This is a genomic window from Actinoplanes sp. NPDC051537, from assembly GCF_055586105.1.
On the sequence record NZ_JBVJIU010000007.1, the window covers coordinates 441,199 to 456,516 of the forward strand.

Consider the following 15,318-nt stretch of genomic DNA (forward strand, 5'->3'; position numbering starts at 1 on the left):
CTTAATGATGCGCCGACGCGGCGGGCGTAGTTGTCGAGAGCCGCCTTGGCGACCCCGTAGCTGAGCAGGCCTTCCCGGGTGCGGACGGCGGCCACCGAGGACAGCACGACCAGGGTCCCGTGCCCCTGCTCGCGCAGCCGGGCGGCGGTGGCGTGCACGGCGAGCATCGGCCCGGCCATGGTGGACCGCATGGCGTGCTCGAACGCCGCCGTCTCGGTCAGCGCCGCCTCGCCGGCCAGCACGCCGACCGCGAGCACCACCACGTCGAGGTCGCCGTGCCGGGCGGCGGCCACCGCCAGCAGGTCGACGATCGCGGCGGCCGGGGCCAGCGCGTCGTAGTGGAGCGTCGCCACGTCGCGGGCAGGCCGGGTCAGCCGCGCCGCCGCCTCGTCGAGGGCGACCGGATCGCGGCCGGCCAGAATCAGCGTGCCCGACTCCGGCAGCAGCTCGGTGGCGATCGCCTGGCCGATCTGCGAGGTGCCGCCGAGCAGCAGCACGGTCTGCGGGCGGCCCAGTCCGTCACGCACGGCGGCCGCCCACGTGGTCGGTGACCCGCTGGTCGGTGAGCCGGAGGCGGCGGGCCAGGTCGGACACGAGGACCTGGTCGGGGTCGAGCATGGACCGGACTGCCCGCCACCGGGCCAGCCCCGGGTACATGGCGGCGACGGACCCGGCCCGCACGCGGCTGTCCTTGACCAGATAGACCCGGCCGCCGGCCGCGGCGATCAGGTCGTCGAGGCGGTCGAGGACCGGCGCCAGGGCGGGGTCGGCGGCGAAGTCCATCGCGAGGCTCCACCCGGGTGCCGGGAACGACAGCGGCGCCCGGCTGCCGTCGCCGAAGACCTTCACGGTCGTGAGGGACGGCGGATGCCCGGCGTCGCGGGTGGATCGCAGCGCCTCCTCGAGCACGTGCTCGGCGCCGAACGGGACGGTGAACTGATGCTGGATCAGGCCGCGGCGGCCGTGCAGCCGCGGCCAGCCCGGCAGCGCGTCGAGCGGAAAGTGCAGGTCGGTGAGGGACCGGAGGCGGCGGGGCCGCACCGCGACCGCCAGCCGGCGGGCCGCGTTGGCGGCGGCGGTCACCGGCGGCCAGGCGATGCCCCTACCGGGCAGCGGCGGGGTGGCGCGCGGCCGGGACGGTCGCCCCGGATCACGCCCGCCGGGCCGGGACGGTTGCTCCGGATCGCGCGCGCCGGGCCGGGCGGTGACCGCCCGGGTGACGACGCCGGCGCCGCGGGGGTCGACCCAGGCGACCGCGTGCTCACTGGTCGCGGCGGCAAGCCGCAGCCGGTCGAGCACGGACGACAGGCTCGGCCGCGGCTCGCCGACGGTGCGGACCCACCACGAGTCGAGCGGAACGAGGCGCAGCGTGGCCCGGCGGATGACGCCGGTGAGGCCGAGCCCGCCGACCGTCGCCCAGAACTCCTCGGCGTTGACGGCCGCGCTCATCGCCATCGCGCCGTACGCCGGGGTGTGGACGGTCATGGCGGCCACGTGGTTGCCGAACGTCCCGTAGCGCGTGTGGTTCTTGCCGTGGACGTCGGCGGCGATCGCGCCGCCGACCGTGACCGACGACGAGCCCGGCACCACCGGCAGCGTCCACCCGCCGGGCGCCAGCCGTCGGACCAGCTCGCCGATCGTGACGCCGGCCCCGGCCTCGACGGTCGCGCCGACCGGGTCGACGTCGCCGATAGTGGTCTCGCCGAGCGTCGAGACCACCAGCCCGCCGGCGTTCTGCGCGGCGTCGCCGTAGGCGCAGCCGCCCCCGCGGGCGATCAGCCCCCGTGGCCCGGCCTCCGTGAACAGGCCGGCCCAGTCCTCGTCCGTCACCGGCGCGGCCACCAGGGCCCGGCTGCCGGTCGCCCGTCCCCATCCGCCGATCAACGCCGGTCGTCCTTGTCTCACCACGAGGCACACGATGCGGCGCGTCACCTGAACGAGGGCTGAAGCGACCGGCCCGTCCGGGGGACCGGAAGAGGTGCTGAAGACCCCTGCCGGGCCGGCGTTCGCGCCGCTACCGTCGCCGGGCGGGGCCTGATCAGCACCATGCGGCAGGCGGTCGGCCGGCGGGTCCGGGAGCAGCGGCACCTACCCGGCGCCCACGACGAGCTGTTCCTGATCGTCGCCGAGGGCGTGGCCACGCCCACCGGCGCGCGCACCGTGCTGGTGGCGGAGTCGCTGAACGGGGCGGTGGTCGTGGCTTTGCTGCTGGCGCTGCCGCTGCCCTCCTGAGGTTCAGGCGGGGCGCGCGGTGTGGATCCGGTCGCCCGGGTGCAGACCGCGGCGGCGTTCCTGCGTGTGGGCGTACGCCATCAGTCCGAACAGCGCCGCGAGCAGCACCAGCGACGAGCCCAGCGTGCCCAGCGCCAGCCCGCCCTTGGCCGCCGGCTTGGTGAGGAAGTCGCCGGCGGTCGCGCCGAGCGGCCGGGTGAGGACGAACGCGAGCCAGAACAACACGACATTGGGTACGGCCGGCGTGTACTTGAGCCCGAACAGCACCGCGAGCAGCCCGGCGATCAGCAGGGCGCCGCCCGCATAGCCGAGCCCGGAACTGTCGGACAGGAAGTCACCCATCGACGTCCCGAGCGTATTGGAGACCAGGATGGCGGCCCAGAACAGCACCTCGCCCCGGAACGTGTCGATGTCCCGGATCTGGAACGTCAGCCCGGTCGACTTCCAGACCGCGAAGATGACGATCAGCAGCGAGACCAGGATCGCCGCCCCGATGGGGTAGCCCAGGCCGAGACCCTGCGGTCCCCAGCCGAGCGCCTCCTCCCCGGCCGGAAGGTAGCTGGTGTCGCGGTTCATGAAGTCCGACATCGTGGTGCCGGCCATGCTGGTCGACAGGATCACCGTCCAATAGAAGAACGGGTTGTACGCGCGGGACCGCAGCTGGATCACCAGCGTCACCACGAAGATCATGAACAGCGCGATCGTGGTGAGGAAGTAGCCGAGTCCCAGCGTCTGGGCGAACAGGTCACCGGCGGTCTCGCCGAGCGTGGTCGCGGCGATCTTCATGATCCAGAACGCGAGCGTGACCTCGGGCAGCTTCTTCATGACGTACCGGCCGGCGCCGGCCACGTCCATCTCGGTGAACAGTTCCGGCTGCTTGTTCATTTGTCTCTCCCCGTGATTCCGGCCCGTGATTCCGGCTGAGCACTTCCAGAAGCATGGGGTCGGCACGAGGGGCCGCGGCGCGACTCGCCGGATCCGGCGCACAACATCACCTACAAGTTGTAGGATATGCACGCGTATTCAGCTCTCTCTTAGGGCCGTCTCCCTACCATCCGCCGCATGCATCGTCGTGACGCCCTCCGCACGGTCACCGCCCTCTCCCTCGGCGCCGCCGCCGGTTGCGACTCCGCGCGGCCCTCCCCCACGCCCACGACCGCACCCACGACGAGACCCGCGACGACCCCGGCCCCTCCGGCCCTTCCCGACGAGGTGCGGCACGGCCCGCGCGACCGGCCCCAGGTCGCGCTGACCTTCCACGGCCAGGGCGATCCGCGGATCGTGAGCGCCCTGCTCGACGAGCTGGAGCACGGCGGCGCCCGCGTCACGGTGCTGGCCGTCGGCGCCTGGCTGGCGGCGAACCCGGGCCTCGGCCGGACCGTCCTCGCCCGCGGCCACGAGCTCGGCAACCACACCCAGCACCACGCGGACATCAAGAAGATGAAACCCGAGCGGGCGTACGCCGAGATCGTCGCCTGCGCGCGAGCGATCCACGGCGTGGCCGGCTTCCCCGGACGCTGGTTCCGCCCGTCGCAGACGCAGTACGCGACCGCGACGATCAAAGCCGCCGCCCGCCGGGCCGGCTACCCGACGTGCCTGTCGTACGACGTGGACCCGCGCGACTTCACCGACCCGGGCGCCGCCGCGATCGTCGCCGCCACCCTCGCCGCGGTCCGCCCCGGGTCGATCGTGAGCCTGCACTGTGGTCACGAGGGAACCGTCGCGGCCATCGCCCGCATCCTGGCCGGTCTGGGCGCCCGGGGGCTGCGCCCGGTCACGGCCTCGGAGCTGTTCGCATGAACCGGCTCGGCCGAGCCGCGGCCGCGACCACCGCGATCCTGCTCGCGGGCTGCACCTCGGCCCCGGCGCCGGCCGAACCGCGCGCGTCGTCGCCCGCGACCACGAACGCTGCGACGCTGCTGCCGGGGATGCCGCCGCCTCTCGACCCGGCCGATGTCTACGCCGCCGACCGCCCGGGCCACCTGGCGGCCGTCGCCGCACACGCCCGGCCGCTGGTCTACGTCCCGAACTTCGGCAGCGACACCCTGTCCGTGATCGATCCGCGGACGTACAAAGTGATCCGGACCGTTCCCGCCGGGCACGGACCGCAGCACGTGGTGCCGTCGTGGGACCTGCGCACGCTGTGGATCAACGACAACGCGGGCAACACGCTGATCCCGATCGACCCGGCCACCGGCCGCCTGGGCCGGCCCGTGCCGGTCGACGACCCGTACAACCTCTATTTCACGCCGGACGGCCGGTTCGCGATGGTGATGGCCGAGTCGCGCCGGGCGATCGTCTTCAGCGACCCGCACACCATGGCGCCCCGGCATCTGCTGCCGGTGGGCTGCGACGGCGTCAACCACGCCGACTTCTCGGCCGACGGCCGGTACTTCATCGCCACCTGCGAGTTCTCCGGCGACCTGGTCAAGGTCGACACCGCCGCCCAGCGCCTCATCGGGCGGCTTCACCTGCCCGGTCACGCCATGCCGCAGGACATCAAGATCTCGCCGGACGGGCATACCTGGTACGTCGCCGACATGCAGACCAGCGGTGTCTGGCTCATCGACGGCGACCGGATGACCGTACGCGCCTTCCTCCCCACCGGCGACGGCGCCCATGGCCTCTACCCGAGCCGCGACTCCCGCCGCCTCTACGTCGCCAACCGCGGCGCGGGCAGCGTGTCCGTCCTCGACTTCCGCACCGGCCGCCTGGTCGCCCGGTGGCAGTTGCCCGGCCACGCCAGTCCCGACATGGGCGGCGTCTCCGCCGACGGCCACGTCCTGTGGCTCTCCGGCCGCTACGACCACGAGGTGTACGCCATCGACACCACCACCGGCCACCTGATCGCCCGCATCCCGGTCGGCGCCGAGCCGCACGGGCTCTGCGTCTGGCCGCAGCCGGGCCGCTACTCGCTGGGCCACACCGGCATCCTGCGCTGACCGGCGCACGCCTCGTCGGCGACCCGGAAGAACGCAGGCAGCCGCCGCCCTTGCCTCGGGCGGCGGCCAGCGCCGCCGCGGTCACCGGCAGCGGCGTCGTCAAGGACCTGCCCGCGGGGGTCTCGTGGTCGCCCGCTTCGCACCGTTGCTGCGTCTCGACGCGGCGATCAGCGCGGCCGCGCTGCGGGCCGGCCTCGACCACCCGGCCTGGCGGGCCCTGATGTGGGCGATCACGGTGACCGGCGGCCCGGTGGCGCTCACCATCGTCGCCCTCGTGGGCGTCGTGGGCCTGGCCGCGGCCGGCCGCCGCCGGGACGCCGCCTTCGTGACCGCGGTCATGCTCGGGTGCGTCGGCCTGCGCCTGATCGTGGTGAACCTGGTGGCGCGCCCCCGGCCGTGGCCGCGGCTGTCCACGGCGGCCGGTTGGTCGTTCCCGTCCGGGCACACGACCGCGAGCGCGGCCGCCGCGCTGGCGCTGATCGGCGTGGGTGTGCCGGCGCTCCGCCGTTCCCGGCCGCGCATCGCCCTGGTCGCCGCCGCCCTGACCTGGGCGGTGGCGGTGGGGGTGAGCCGGGTGGCGCTGGTCGTGCACTGGCCGTCCGACGTCGTCGGCGCGTGGCTGTTCGTCGCGATGATCGTGCCGGCCGCCGAAGCGCTGATTCCGCCGGCGAGTCCCTCAGAGTCCGGTGACCGCGCCGGTCCCGCTGATGATGATCGTCTGGGCGACGAATGCGCCGGTGCCGTCGCACGGCGGTTTCTCCACCTCGTCGGCCACCGCGGTCAGGTCGAACGTGCCCCGTAGGCCTGCGTAGGCGCCGGTGCCCGCCACGATCGGGGCGGACGCCCGCACCGTGACCGAGCCGGAGCACGTGCGCGGATCGGCGGGCAATGCCCGGAACGCGTCGGCCAGCCGGCCTTCCAGTGCGCTGACGTCCAGCCGCACGGTCCCGTGCCGGAGAGTGAGCGCAAGCCGGCCGTCCGGCTTCGTCGTTGCCGCGGTGCCGAAGTCGCCGACCGCGCCGGTGAGGATGGCCGAGGAGTTCGGGCCGTCGGTGTCGATCGCGTAGTCGACCAGATGAACCGCGTCCACCGGATCAGCGGGCGGCTCCGCGACCGGGGGCCGGGCCATCCGGGTAGTCATCCAGATCCACCCTGATTCTCCCGACCCCCGGCAATGAAGCGCCGAGCTTGTCGGCTATGCGTCGTGCATGGCCGCGTCGGCGGTCTCCGCGTGCTTGGGGATGAGCAGCGCGAGCAGGGCGCCGAGGACGGCCGCGCCGGCGCAGACGGCGAACAGGATGCGGTAGGCGGTCAGCGAGGCCAGTTCGAACGCGCCGAGCTTGATGGTGACGCCGGCCAGGATCGCGCCGCCGATGGCGCTGGCCAGGGAGCTGCCGACGCTGCGGAACAGGGTGTTGAGGCCGTTGGCGGCGGCCAGCTCGGAGCGCGGCGTGGCGTGGATGATCAAACCCGGCATGGCGGCGTACGCGATGCCGGTGCCGATGCCGGCGATGCTGGCGCCCACGACGATCTGCCAGATCGCGCCGGTGAGCCAGATGCGCGACAGGAAGCCGACCGCGATGATCAGCGCGCCGACGATCAGGGCGGTGCGCGGCTTGAGCTTGGCCGAGACCGGCGAGAAGATCAGCATGCCGAGGCCGCCGGGCAGCATGCACAGGCCGCCGACCAGGACCGACGCGCCGAAGCCGTAGCCGGTCTCCTTCGGCGCCTGCACGTAGGAGGCGGTGCCGATCAGGGTCGCGAACAGCGCGAAGCCGACGCACAGCGACGCGATGTTGGTCAGCAGCAGCGCGGGCCGGGCGGTGGTGCGCACGTCCACCAGCGGCGACTTGATGCGCAGCTCGGCCAGCACGAAGACGGCCAGCAGCACGGCGGCGGCGATCAGCAGCCCGATGGTGCGGGCGCTGCCCCAGCCCCACGACTCGCCCTGGGACAGCGGCAGCAGCAGGGCGAGGATGCCCGCGCCGAGCAGGACCGTGCCGGGGATGTCGAAGCTGCCCTTGGCGCCGCGCGCGGGCTCGGGCACCAGCAGGCGCACGGCCGGCAGGGCCAGCACGCCGCCGATCACGCAGATCCAGAAGAGCCAGTGGTAGTCGGCGTACTCCGCGATGAGCCCGGCCAGCGGCAGGCCGAGCGCGCCGCCGACGCCGAGCATGGCGCTGACCAGCGCGATGCCCGACCGGGCCCGCTCCGGCGGCAGGGCGACGCCGACCAGGGTGATGCCCAGCGGCACCGCCGCCGAGGCGAGGCCGACCACCGCGCGGCCGATGATCATCGTGGTGACGTTGTCGGCGAAGCCGCAGATCGCCGAGCCGACGACCAGGGCGCTCAGCGCGATCAGCAGCATGCGGCGGGTGCCGAAGAGGTCACCGAGGCGGCCGTACGCGGGGACGGCCACCGCGGAGACGAGCAGGGTCGCGGTGAGGATCCAGGCGACGCCGTCGGCGCCGGTGTGCAGGTCGGTCGCGAGCTCGCCGAGGACCGGCACGAGCAGGGACTGGGTGAGCGAGACCAGCAGCGCGCCGATGCCGATCACCAGCATGATCACGATCTGCCGGCTCGTCCATTTCGGCGCGGCGGGGTGGGGTGGTGCGGCCAGCTCGGCGGTCTGGGACATGGATGTCGCTCCCCGGGGAATCGGTCTCGTGGCAGAATGTGCCACGAGGCAGAGCCTGCCACGAAGAAGTTGCGATGATGGGCACGGCGGCCGCCGTTGAGAGCGGCATCACAACGATCGGACGGGAGTCGGGACATCACCGGCCTGCGAGACCGCAAGCGCGAGCAGAACCGCACGCTGACCGCCGAGACCGCGTGGCGGCTGTTCATCGAGCGGGGGTACGACAACGTGACCGTCGCCGACATCTGCACGGCCGCGGACATCGCGCCGCGCACCTTCCACCGCTACTTCGCCGGCAAGGAGGACGTGGTCGCCGAGCCGCTGCGCCGGATGACCGCGGTGGTGGCCGGCCAGATCACCGGCGCCCCGGCGGGCGAGGCGGACACCGAGGTGCTCCGCGGCGCGTTCGTGGCGCTGGCCCGGTTCGCGATCGACAACCGTGACCTGCTGATCGCGCTGCGGCTGGTCGCGCAGGGATCCCAGCACATCCGGGCCGCACACGTCGGGCCGCCCGAGCAGGAGACCGAGGTCGTCAAGCTGCTGGCGGATCGGCACCCGGGCGCCGATCCGGCGGCCTGGCCGCGGCGGCTGCTGGTCGCCTGCGCGGTCGCCGCCTACCGCGTCTGGTACGACGACTACCTGACCCTCGAGCTCGCCGACCCGATCGCGCACCTCGAGACCGTCCTCGACCGGGTGTTCGCGGCCGCATAGGCGTTCCACAGCTGATCAAGGTCCCAAAATCTGCGAACATCATTGTCTTCCAGATCGTTAACAATCTCGCTAACATCCGGGTCACGGCGGTAACCCAGCCGTAGCGTGCTCACCACAGCGGCGTGCCCCGAGGAGGCGGCTGTCCATGCATGAGTCCCTGCGTAGATCCCTTTTAGGCGGCGCACTTGTCGTCGCCATGGTCGCGACGGTCGCCACCGTCGGCGGCGCGGCATCGGCCCACACCACGACGCATCCCCGCGTCACCGCGGCGGGCCTGCGGGACCTGCCCGCGCTCCAGCCGGCCATCGACTGCTCGGCCGTGACCGGTCTCGACCTCACCGGCGTGACCGACGCGCCGGTCACGATCACGAGCGCGACCGTCGTGACCGCCGGAACCCCGGCCCCCTACTGCGAGGTGCGCGGGACCATCGCGCCGGCCGACACGATCGTGCTGCGGCTGCCCACCACCGGCTGGACCCAGCGGTACGTGCAGACCGGCTGCGGCGGCGAGTGCGGCAGCTCGAACATCAACTTCGGGCAGGCGTCGAACTGCCCGCCGGTCGTCGCCGGCCAGGTCGCCGTCGCCACCACCGACATGGGCCACCAGGGGCTGAACGACGGCTCGTGGGCCGCGAACAACCCGCAGGCGCAGATCGACTTCGCCTACCGGGGCGTGCACGTGACGTCGCAGGTGGCCAAGGCGATCATCGCGCGGTTCTACCACCACAAGCCGGCGTTCTCGTACTTCACCGGGTGCTCCGACGGCGGCCGCGAGGCGCTGATGGAGGCGCAGCGGTACCCGGGCGACTTCGACGGCATCGCGGCCGGCGCCCCGGCCAACGACATGGTCGTGCAGAACACCTACCACCACGCGTGGAACGTGCTGACCAACCTCGACGACGACGGCAACTACATCCTGCTCGCCGGGAAGCTGCCGATGATCCACAGCGCGGTGCTGGCCGCCTGCGACCGGCTCGACGGGTTGGCCGATGGGCAGCTCACCGATCCCCGGGCGTGCCAGTTCAACCCGTACGCGCTGATTTGCAGGAAAGGCCAGGCCGCCTCGACCTGCCTGACCCCCGCCGAAGCAGGCGTGGTGTGGCGGTTGCACAACGGCGCGGTGACCGGCAATGGTCAGCGCCTGGAGCCCGCGATCTCGCACGAGTGGGGATCGGAGCTCGACTGGACGCTGTTCGTCCCGGCCGCGCAGGGTCAGACCGTCGGCAGCCAGATGTTCGTGGAGTCGTTCGCGCGGTACCTCGGCTTCGTCAACGAGGTCGACCCGGCCTGGACGCTGAAGGACCTGAAGCTGACCGTGCAGGGCTTCTGGGACACGGTGCAGTCGTCCAGCTATCTGTCCGCGATGGATCCCGATCTGGGCGCCTTTGAACGCGACGGCGGCAAGCTGCTGCTCTGGCACGGCTGGGAGGACCAGCACATCTCCCCGCAGGGCACGCTCGAGTACTGGGACGCGCTGCAGAAGACGCTCGGCAAGCGGGCCGTCGACAGCTTCGCCAAGCTGTTCCTGTTCCCCGGTGTCGCGCACTGCGGCGGCGGCGAGGGCCCGAACACGTTCGACGTGCTCACCCCGGTGATGGCGTGGACCGAGAGCGGAGGGGTGCCGTCGAAGATCGTCGCAACCAGGATCGACAACGGCGCCATCACCCGTACGCGGCCGGTCTACCCCTATCCGCAGGTGGCCCGCTACGACGGCAGCGGCAGCATCGACGACGCGGCGAACTTCGTCCCGTCCACGCCACGGCAGCCGGTGCGCGACGACTTCAACTGGCTCGGATCGCGGTTGTTCTCCGGCGACTACCAGACCTGGGGCACGGCGGTGGGCACCCAGTTGGTGCTCAGGCCGGCGAACACCTGGCTGACCCGCAAGAGCAGCTGAGCCGGGCCCGGGCGGCCGCCCGTGGCCTGCGGAAACGAAGGTGCTCGCGTAAGGTACGCGTGATTCCACGCACCCGCAGGTGAGAGGCCACGACGTGACGACTGCATCGGGCCAGGTGCCGACCGATCTTCGCGCGCTGTTCGGGCAGTCCACGGCCGTCTTCGCGTCGCTGGCCGGGCCGGCTCACGTGGTCGAGGCGGCCAACCCCGCGTTCCTCGCGGCCGTCGGCGGAGAGCCGGACCGCCTCGGGTTTCCGCTCGCCGAGCTCGTGCCCGGCCTCGTCCCCCAGCTCGACCAGGTCTACCGCACCGGTGAGCCCGGCACCGGCCGCGATGTCCGGCTCGTGCTCGGCGCCGGTCCGCACGCGCGGGAGGCGTTCTTCGACTTCACCTACGAGCCGCGCCGCGACGCCGGCGACGCCGTGACCGGCATCCGGGTGCTCGGCGTCGAGACCACCCAGGTCAAGCAGGCCCAGCGGCTGATGGCCGAGCACCGCGCCCTGCTGGAGCAGATCGCCCGGCAGGCGCCGCTCGGCGAGGTGCTCGACGGGATGGCTCGATCGATCGAGAACCTCGCCCAGGAGGAGGTGCTCGTCTCCGTTCTGCTCGCCGATCCCGACGGCCGGCACCTGCGCCACGGCGCCGCGCCCAGCCTGCCCGGCTTCTACAACGACGCCATCGACGGGATCGCCACCGGCGAGGGCGTGGGCTCGTGCGGCACCGCCGCCCACCGGCGGGAGCCGGTCATCGTCACCGACATCGCCACCGACCCGTTCTGGACCGACTTCCGCGATCTCGCCGGCCGGGCCGGGCTGGGCGCCTGCTGGTCGACGCCGATCATGGCCCGGGACGGCGGCCTGCTGGGCACCTTCGCCATGTACCACCGCACCCCGCGCGTCCCGCAGGAAGAGGACCTCGCGCTCGCCCGGGTCTTCGCCGGCACCGCCGCCCTGGCGATCGAACGCCACCACATCGAGCAGGCGAAGGCGGCCGCGGAGGCCCGCGCGAAGGCGGCCCACGACGATCTGGCCACGGCGGTGCGCGCGGAGCAGCGCCTGCGCGCCGAGGCCGAGGAACGCGCCGCGGCGGCCGCCGACCTGGCCGCCCGGATGCGCACCGCGGCGACCGAGCAGGCCGCCAGGCCGCACCCCGAGCGATGCCAGCTCGGCGGCGCCCGCGGCTGCCCGGCACCGGCCGAGATCAAGATCGCCGATTCCTGGGGCGACGCGGCCTGGGGCTGCCCCGACCACGTCGAGGAGGCCATCCTCAACGTGCGGTCGGTGTTCATCGCCAGCGAGGAGCTCGGCGGCCTGTCCGCCTATCTCCACCGCTGATCGGTCACCTCCACCCGCGCCGCCGTCAAATATCGGAGCCGCGCCGCCGCTGGTGCGCCGCCGCCATCACCAGGTAGCAGCTCGCCGTCCAGGTGTAGGCGCGGTCGCGCAGGCCGGCGCCGGTCTCGGCGTCGAAGTTCTCGGCGAAGCCGGACTTCTCGCAGAGCGCCCGGAAGCGCCGGCTGATCGTGTCGGCCAGCTCGACGTGGCCGGCGCGGCGCAGGCCGTCCTCGATCAGCAGGGTGGAGGGCGCCCAGATCGGCCCGCGCCAGTAGCCGTCGGCGGCGTAGTGCGGCGAGTCGACCGGCTCGGTGGCCAGGCCGTGATCGGTGAGGTGGCCGGCGATGGCCGCGGCCAGCTCGGCGCCGATTGCGGTGGGCAGGTCGTCGCCGAGGACGATCGGCATGAGGTCGAGCAGGCTGCTGCTCGCCCGCAGGCGTCCGGAGAAGGCAGCGCGGGCGGCGAACCGGTTGCCCTGCCACAGCTCGCCGAGCATCGCCTCGCGGATCGTGTCCGCGGTTTCCCGCCAGCGCCGTGCGTCGCCGGGGCGGCCGAGCTCGCCGGCGAGGGCGGCCAGCTCGCGCAGTTGCAGGACGAGGAACGCGGCGAGGTCGGCGGTCTCGATGACGCGGTCGGCGTCGAAGGTGGTGGCGTTGTCCCAGCCGCTGTCGTTGCCGTGCTGGTAGTGCGGCAGCGCGCGGCCGGGGGCGCGGCGCTGCTCGAGCCAGAAGCGGGTCCACGCGGCCACCCGCTCGTACGCCTCCTCGAGCTGCCCCCGGTCGAGCCGGATCTGATCGCGCAGCCGGCGCAACGCCCAGCCGTGGATGGGTGGCTTGACGAAGTTGTACAGCGCCTCGGAGTGGGTGACCGAGTCGGGCAGCGCGCCGGTCGGGTCCTGATGGTCGAACGGCAGCAGGAATTGGTCCCAGGCCAGGGCGGGCTCGCCGGCGGCGACGGCGAGGGCGTTGAAGCAGTGGTCCCAGCTCCAGATCTTGTCCATCCAGTGCTTGGACATCAGGATGCCGGGCCGGGCGAGGAACCCGGCCGGATCGACGGTGGCGGACCAGATCACGTACGCGGCGAGCTCCGCGGCCGGGGTCTCGTCGCTGCGCCACGGCGCGATCGCGTCGGCGAACGCGGCGAACCGGCGGCCGGTGGCGGCGGCCGTGTCGTCGAAGGACGACGCCGCGGCGTACGGCGGCCGCCCGGTGGGGAACTCCTCGATCGCCAGCTCCCAGGGCGCGTCGCCGGACACGGTCAGGTGGCGGTCGACGGCGCCGAGCGCCTCGATCCCGGCGGCGTCGGCGATCGTGCCGGACAGCATCGTGATCCGGTAGCGGCGACCGGTCTCGTACGAGGTGAGCACGTGGCCGCCGGAGACCGGGTCCCGGTAGAGGTAGCTGCCGCTGAACGGGCTCAGCGTGGTGGCGGCGACGGCCAGGCGAAGACCGAGACCTTTTCCGCGTACGCGAATGGTGTCCGCGTTTTCGAAGGCGAGCTCGATCCGGCCGTCGTCGTGATGCCAGCCGAGCAGTGACGGCGTGGCCACGATCCGGGCGCCGGCGGCCGACGGGACGAAACGCAGGACGGGGTGCATGCCGGTCTGATGGGAGACCAGGTGCAGGTCATCGGCGTAGGTGTTCTCGGCGATGACCGGGGAGACGTCGAGCCACGATCCGCGGTAGGAGAACGGGATGTCGTGGAGGGAGAACACGGTGCCTGCTTCCTCGAGGAACGGGTCAGTCCTTGACCGCGCCGGCGGTGACCCCGGCCGCGACGTACCGCTGCGCGATGATCAGCAGGATCGCGGCCGGGATGGAGGCGATCACGGCGGTGGCCATGATGGCGTTCCATTGCTGGTTGTTGGTGCCGATGTAGTGGTAGATGCCCGGAATCATCGGGGCGATCAGCAGAACGAAGCTCAGTGCCTGTCCCCGCGCGGCCGCAGCTTCGCCAGGGAGTACCCGGCGGGGGGCGGCGAGAACGAGGGTGAGCGCCTCCAGACTGCCGTCCACCGGGATGCCGGCGGTCTTGACCGCTCTCACGTGCCGGCGGCCGCGTCGACCCACACCTTGAGCTCGGGGTTCGCGGCGACCTGCTGCCGCTGTACGGCGTCGGTGGGTGCGAGGTAGGACAGTGTGGTGTCGGTGGCCAGCAGGTTGTCGCCACCGACGGCGACGGCCGCGGCCAGCATGAATGCCGCCGCCCGCTGTCGGCGAGAAGTTGGCATGGGCTTGGTCCCCTTCGCTGCGGGGTTTGCGAATCGATTCGACGACTCGATTCGACGGAACAGTAGAACCCCGCCCGCGCGAGGGTCAAGATGGAAACCAGGATGCCCGGGGTGGTATTGACATCGATGACGATGACTTTTACGGTGTGGCGAACCGATTCGACGCCGTGCCGAGGTGACTGATCAATCCCGGAGGCGGTTGCGTCATGATGGGCGCGGGCGGGAGGAGACCCAGATGAACATCGGCGAGATCGCCCGCCGGGCCGGGGTGTCGCGCAGCACCGTCTCCTACGCCCTGACCGGCAAACGGCCGGTGACCGAGCGCACCAGGCAGCGGATCCAGGCGGTGATCGACGAGCTCGGCTACCGGCCCAACGCCGCCGCCCGGGCGCTCAAGGAGGGCCGCACCCGCACCCTCGGCCTGGTCATTCCCCCGGCCAGCCAGCGACTGACCGACATGCAGCTCGGCTTCGTCGCCAGCGTCGTCGAGGCGGCCGCCCGCGCCGACCTGGACGTGCTGCTGTCACCGTCCGGCGGCGACCACGACCGGTCCTTCGAACGGATCGTCGCCGGCCGGCGCGTGGACGGGGTCATCCTGATGGAGATCCGGCTCGAGGACGAGCGCGTCGCCCGGCTGCAGCGGACCGGCCTGCCGTTCGTCACCATCGGGCACACCGCCAACCCGCACGGCACCTGCTGGGTCGATGTCGACTACGGCGCCCTCATCGCCCGCTGCGTGCATCACCTGGCCGACCTCGGGCACCGCGATGTCGCCCTGATCAACCGGTCGGCGGAGCTCGTCGCGGCCGGCTACGGCCCCGCCCACCGCGCCCTGCAGGGGTTCGCCGAGGCCGTCACCCAGCGCCGCCTCACCAGCGTCGCCCTGACCTGCTCCGACGACGCCGCCGCCGGGGAGACCTGCATCGAGCGGCTCCGCGAGAGCCATCCCGAGATCACCGCCGCGGTGACCGTGAACGAGGCGGCACTGCCCGGCATCCAGCGCGCTCTCGAACGCGGCGGGGTGTCCGTGCCCCGGGACTTCTCGATCGCCGGGGTCGCGGCCCGGCACTGGGCGGAGGACTTCCGCCCGCAGCTGACCGCGGCCGACGTGCCGACCCTGGAGATGGGCACCAGCGCCGTCGAGCTGTTGCTGGAACGCATCGCGGCGCCCGAGTCACCGGTCCGGCACCTGCTGCTCACGCCGCCGATCTCGCTACGCGCCAGCACCGGCCCGGTACCGGGCCGCTAGATCGCACCCCGAGTTCCCGGGACGAGCCGCGCGGCTCGCCCCGCGATGTCCCCTGCCGTTCTCCGGCTCCCCCCGGGCCCCACCCG

The 15,318-nt window shown here is 72.7% G+C and carries 15 protein-coding genes; 8 read left to right on the forward strand and 7 right to left on the reverse strand.

The window, feature by feature from the left end; genetic code table 11:
• Positions 1–527 (reverse strand): SDR family NAD(P)-dependent oxidoreductase (locus ACZ6TB_RS19905; protein ID WP_465555990.1); only part of this gene is annotated, 527 nt, incomplete at its 3' end.
• A complete protein-coding gene (locus ACZ6TB_RS19910) occupies positions 520–1,905 on the reverse strand; it encodes an FAD-binding oxidoreductase (protein WP_465555991.1) in 1,386 nt (461 codons plus the stop codon). The genes ACZ6TB_RS19910 and ACZ6TB_RS19905, both read right to left, overlap by 8 nt.
• Before the next feature lie 141 nt (positions 1,906–2,046).
• On the opposite strand from ACZ6TB_RS19910, the gene ACZ6TB_RS19915 reads away from it, so the two are divergent.
• The gene (locus ACZ6TB_RS19915; protein WP_465555992.1) at positions 2,047–2,232 is read left to right on the forward strand and encodes a hypothetical protein; all 186 of its coding nucleotides are present in this window, start codon (positions 2,047–2,049) and stop codon (positions 2,230–2,232) included.
• Positions 2,233–2,235: 3 nt separating this feature from the next.
• Here the strand turns inward: ACZ6TB_RS19915 and ACZ6TB_RS19920 are convergent, their stop codons facing one another.
• On the reverse strand, positions 2,236–3,117 hold the full coding sequence (locus ACZ6TB_RS19920) for a COG4705 family protein (RefSeq protein WP_465555993.1): 882 nt from the start codon (positions 3,115–3,117) through the stop codon (positions 2,236–2,238).
• Positions 3,118–3,294: 177 nt separating this feature from the next.
• Between ACZ6TB_RS19920 and ACZ6TB_RS19925 the strand changes: the two genes are divergently transcribed.
• The 3 genes from ACZ6TB_RS19925 (at position 3,295) to ACZ6TB_RS19935 (ending at position 5,976) form a co-directional block, all read left to right on the forward strand.
• Positions 3,295–4,032: a polysaccharide deacetylase family protein gene (locus tag ACZ6TB_RS19925; RefSeq protein ID WP_465555994.1), complete on the forward strand. Its 738-nt coding sequence runs from the start codon at positions 3,295–3,297 to the stop codon at positions 4,030–4,032.
• Positions 4,029–5,174 (forward strand): YVTN family beta-propeller repeat protein, encoded by a 1,146-nt coding sequence (locus tag ACZ6TB_RS19930; protein WP_465555995.1) that lies wholly within the window; start codon positions 4,029–4,031, stop codon positions 5,172–5,174. The genes ACZ6TB_RS19925 and ACZ6TB_RS19930 overlap by 4 nt, the downstream gene beginning before the upstream one ends.
• Positions 5,175–5,298: 124 nt before the next feature.
• Complete coding sequence (locus tag ACZ6TB_RS19935) at positions 5,299–5,976, forward strand: phosphatase PAP2 family protein (RefSeq protein WP_465555996.1); 678 nt, start codon at positions 5,299–5,301, stop codon at positions 5,974–5,976.
• A 393-nt stretch (positions 5,977–6,369) separates the two neighbouring features.
• On the opposite strand, the gene ACZ6TB_RS19940 is transcribed toward ACZ6TB_RS19935, so the two are convergent.
• Entirely contained in the window at positions 6,370–7,812 is a 1,443-nt protein-coding gene (locus ACZ6TB_RS19940; protein WP_465555997.1) for an MFS transporter, read from the reverse strand.
• A 96-nt stretch (positions 7,813–7,908) separates the two neighbouring features.
• Here ACZ6TB_RS19940 and ACZ6TB_RS19945 point away from each other — a divergent pair, with 96 nt between their 5' ends.
• The 3 genes from ACZ6TB_RS19945 (at position 7,909) to ACZ6TB_RS19955 (ending at position 11,753) form a co-directional block, all read left to right on the forward strand.
• Positions 7,909–8,523 carry a TetR/AcrR family transcriptional regulator gene (locus tag ACZ6TB_RS19945; protein WP_465555998.1) on the forward strand — a complete coding sequence of 205 codons (615 nt, stop codon included), beginning with the start codon at positions 7,909–7,911 and terminating at the stop codon, positions 8,521–8,523.
• A 196-nt stretch (positions 8,524–8,719) separates the two neighbouring features.
• Positions 8,720–10,420 (forward strand): tannase/feruloyl esterase family alpha/beta hydrolase, encoded by a 1,701-nt coding sequence (locus ACZ6TB_RS19950; RefSeq protein WP_465555999.1) that lies wholly within the window; start codon positions 8,720–8,722, stop codon positions 10,418–10,420.
• A 94-nt stretch (positions 10,421–10,514) separates the two neighbouring features.
• A complete protein-coding gene (locus tag ACZ6TB_RS19955) occupies positions 10,515–11,753 on the forward strand; it encodes a GAF domain-containing protein (protein WP_465556000.1) in 1,239 nt (412 codons plus the stop codon).
• A 25-nt stretch (positions 11,754–11,778) separates the two neighbouring features.
• Here ACZ6TB_RS19955 and ACZ6TB_RS19960 read toward each other — a convergent pair whose 3' ends face one another.
• From ACZ6TB_RS19960 to ACZ6TB_RS19970, 3 genes are read right to left on the reverse strand one after another with little or no spacing between them, the layout of a single operon-like run.
• Positions 11,779–13,467 (reverse strand): amylo-alpha-1,6-glucosidase, encoded by a 1,689-nt coding sequence (locus ACZ6TB_RS19960; protein WP_465556001.1) that lies wholly within the window; start codon positions 13,465–13,467, stop codon positions 11,779–11,781.
• Positions 13,468–13,492: 25 nt separating this feature from the next.
• The gene (locus tag ACZ6TB_RS19965) at positions 13,493–13,798 is read right to left on the reverse strand and encodes a hypothetical protein (protein ID WP_465556002.1); all 306 of its coding nucleotides are present in this window, start codon (positions 13,796–13,798) and stop codon (positions 13,493–13,495) included.
• Entirely contained in the window at positions 13,795–13,983 is a 189-nt protein-coding gene (locus ACZ6TB_RS19970; RefSeq protein WP_465556003.1) for a hypothetical protein, read from the reverse strand. The genes ACZ6TB_RS19965 and ACZ6TB_RS19970 overlap by 4 nt, the downstream gene beginning before the upstream one ends.
• Before the next feature lie 235 nt (positions 13,984–14,218).
• Here ACZ6TB_RS19970 and ACZ6TB_RS19975 point away from each other — a divergent pair, with 235 nt between their 5' ends.
• On the forward strand, positions 14,219–15,232 hold the full coding sequence (locus ACZ6TB_RS19975; RefSeq protein WP_465556004.1) for a LacI family DNA-binding transcriptional regulator: 1,014 nt from the start codon (positions 14,219–14,221) through the stop codon (positions 15,230–15,232).
• Positions 15,233–15,318 lie beyond the last annotated feature (86 nt).

Coding starts and splice junctions, on each gene's coding strand:
- ACZ6TB_RS19915 (WP_465555992.1), top strand. CDS start 2,047: ATGCGGCAGGCGGTCGGCCGGCGGGTCCGGGAGCAGCGGCACCTACCC.
- ACZ6TB_RS19920 (WP_465555993.1), bottom strand. CDS start 3,117: ATGAACAAGCAGCCGGAACTGTTCACCGAGATGGACGTGGCCGGCGCC.
- ACZ6TB_RS19925 (WP_465555994.1), top strand. CDS start 3,295: ATGCATCGTCGTGACGCCCTCCGCACGGTCACCGCCCTCTCCCTCGGC.
- ACZ6TB_RS19930 (WP_465555995.1), top strand. CDS start 4,029: ATGAACCGGCTCGGCCGAGCCGCGGCCGCGACCACCGCGATCCTGCTC.
- ACZ6TB_RS19940 (WP_465555997.1), bottom strand. CDS start 7,812: ATGTCCCAGACCGCCGAGCTGGCCGCACCACCCCACCCCGCCGCGCCG.
- ACZ6TB_RS19950 (WP_465555999.1), top strand. CDS start 8,720: ATGGTCGCGACGGTCGCCACCGTCGGCGGCGCGGCATCGGCCCACACC.
- ACZ6TB_RS19970 (WP_465556003.1), bottom strand. CDS start 13,983: ATGCCAACTTCTCGCCGACAGCGGGCGGCGGCATTCATGCTGGCCGCG.
- ACZ6TB_RS19975 (WP_465556004.1), top strand. CDS start 14,219: ATGAACATCGGCGAGATCGCCCGCCGGGCCGGGGTGTCGCGCAGCACC.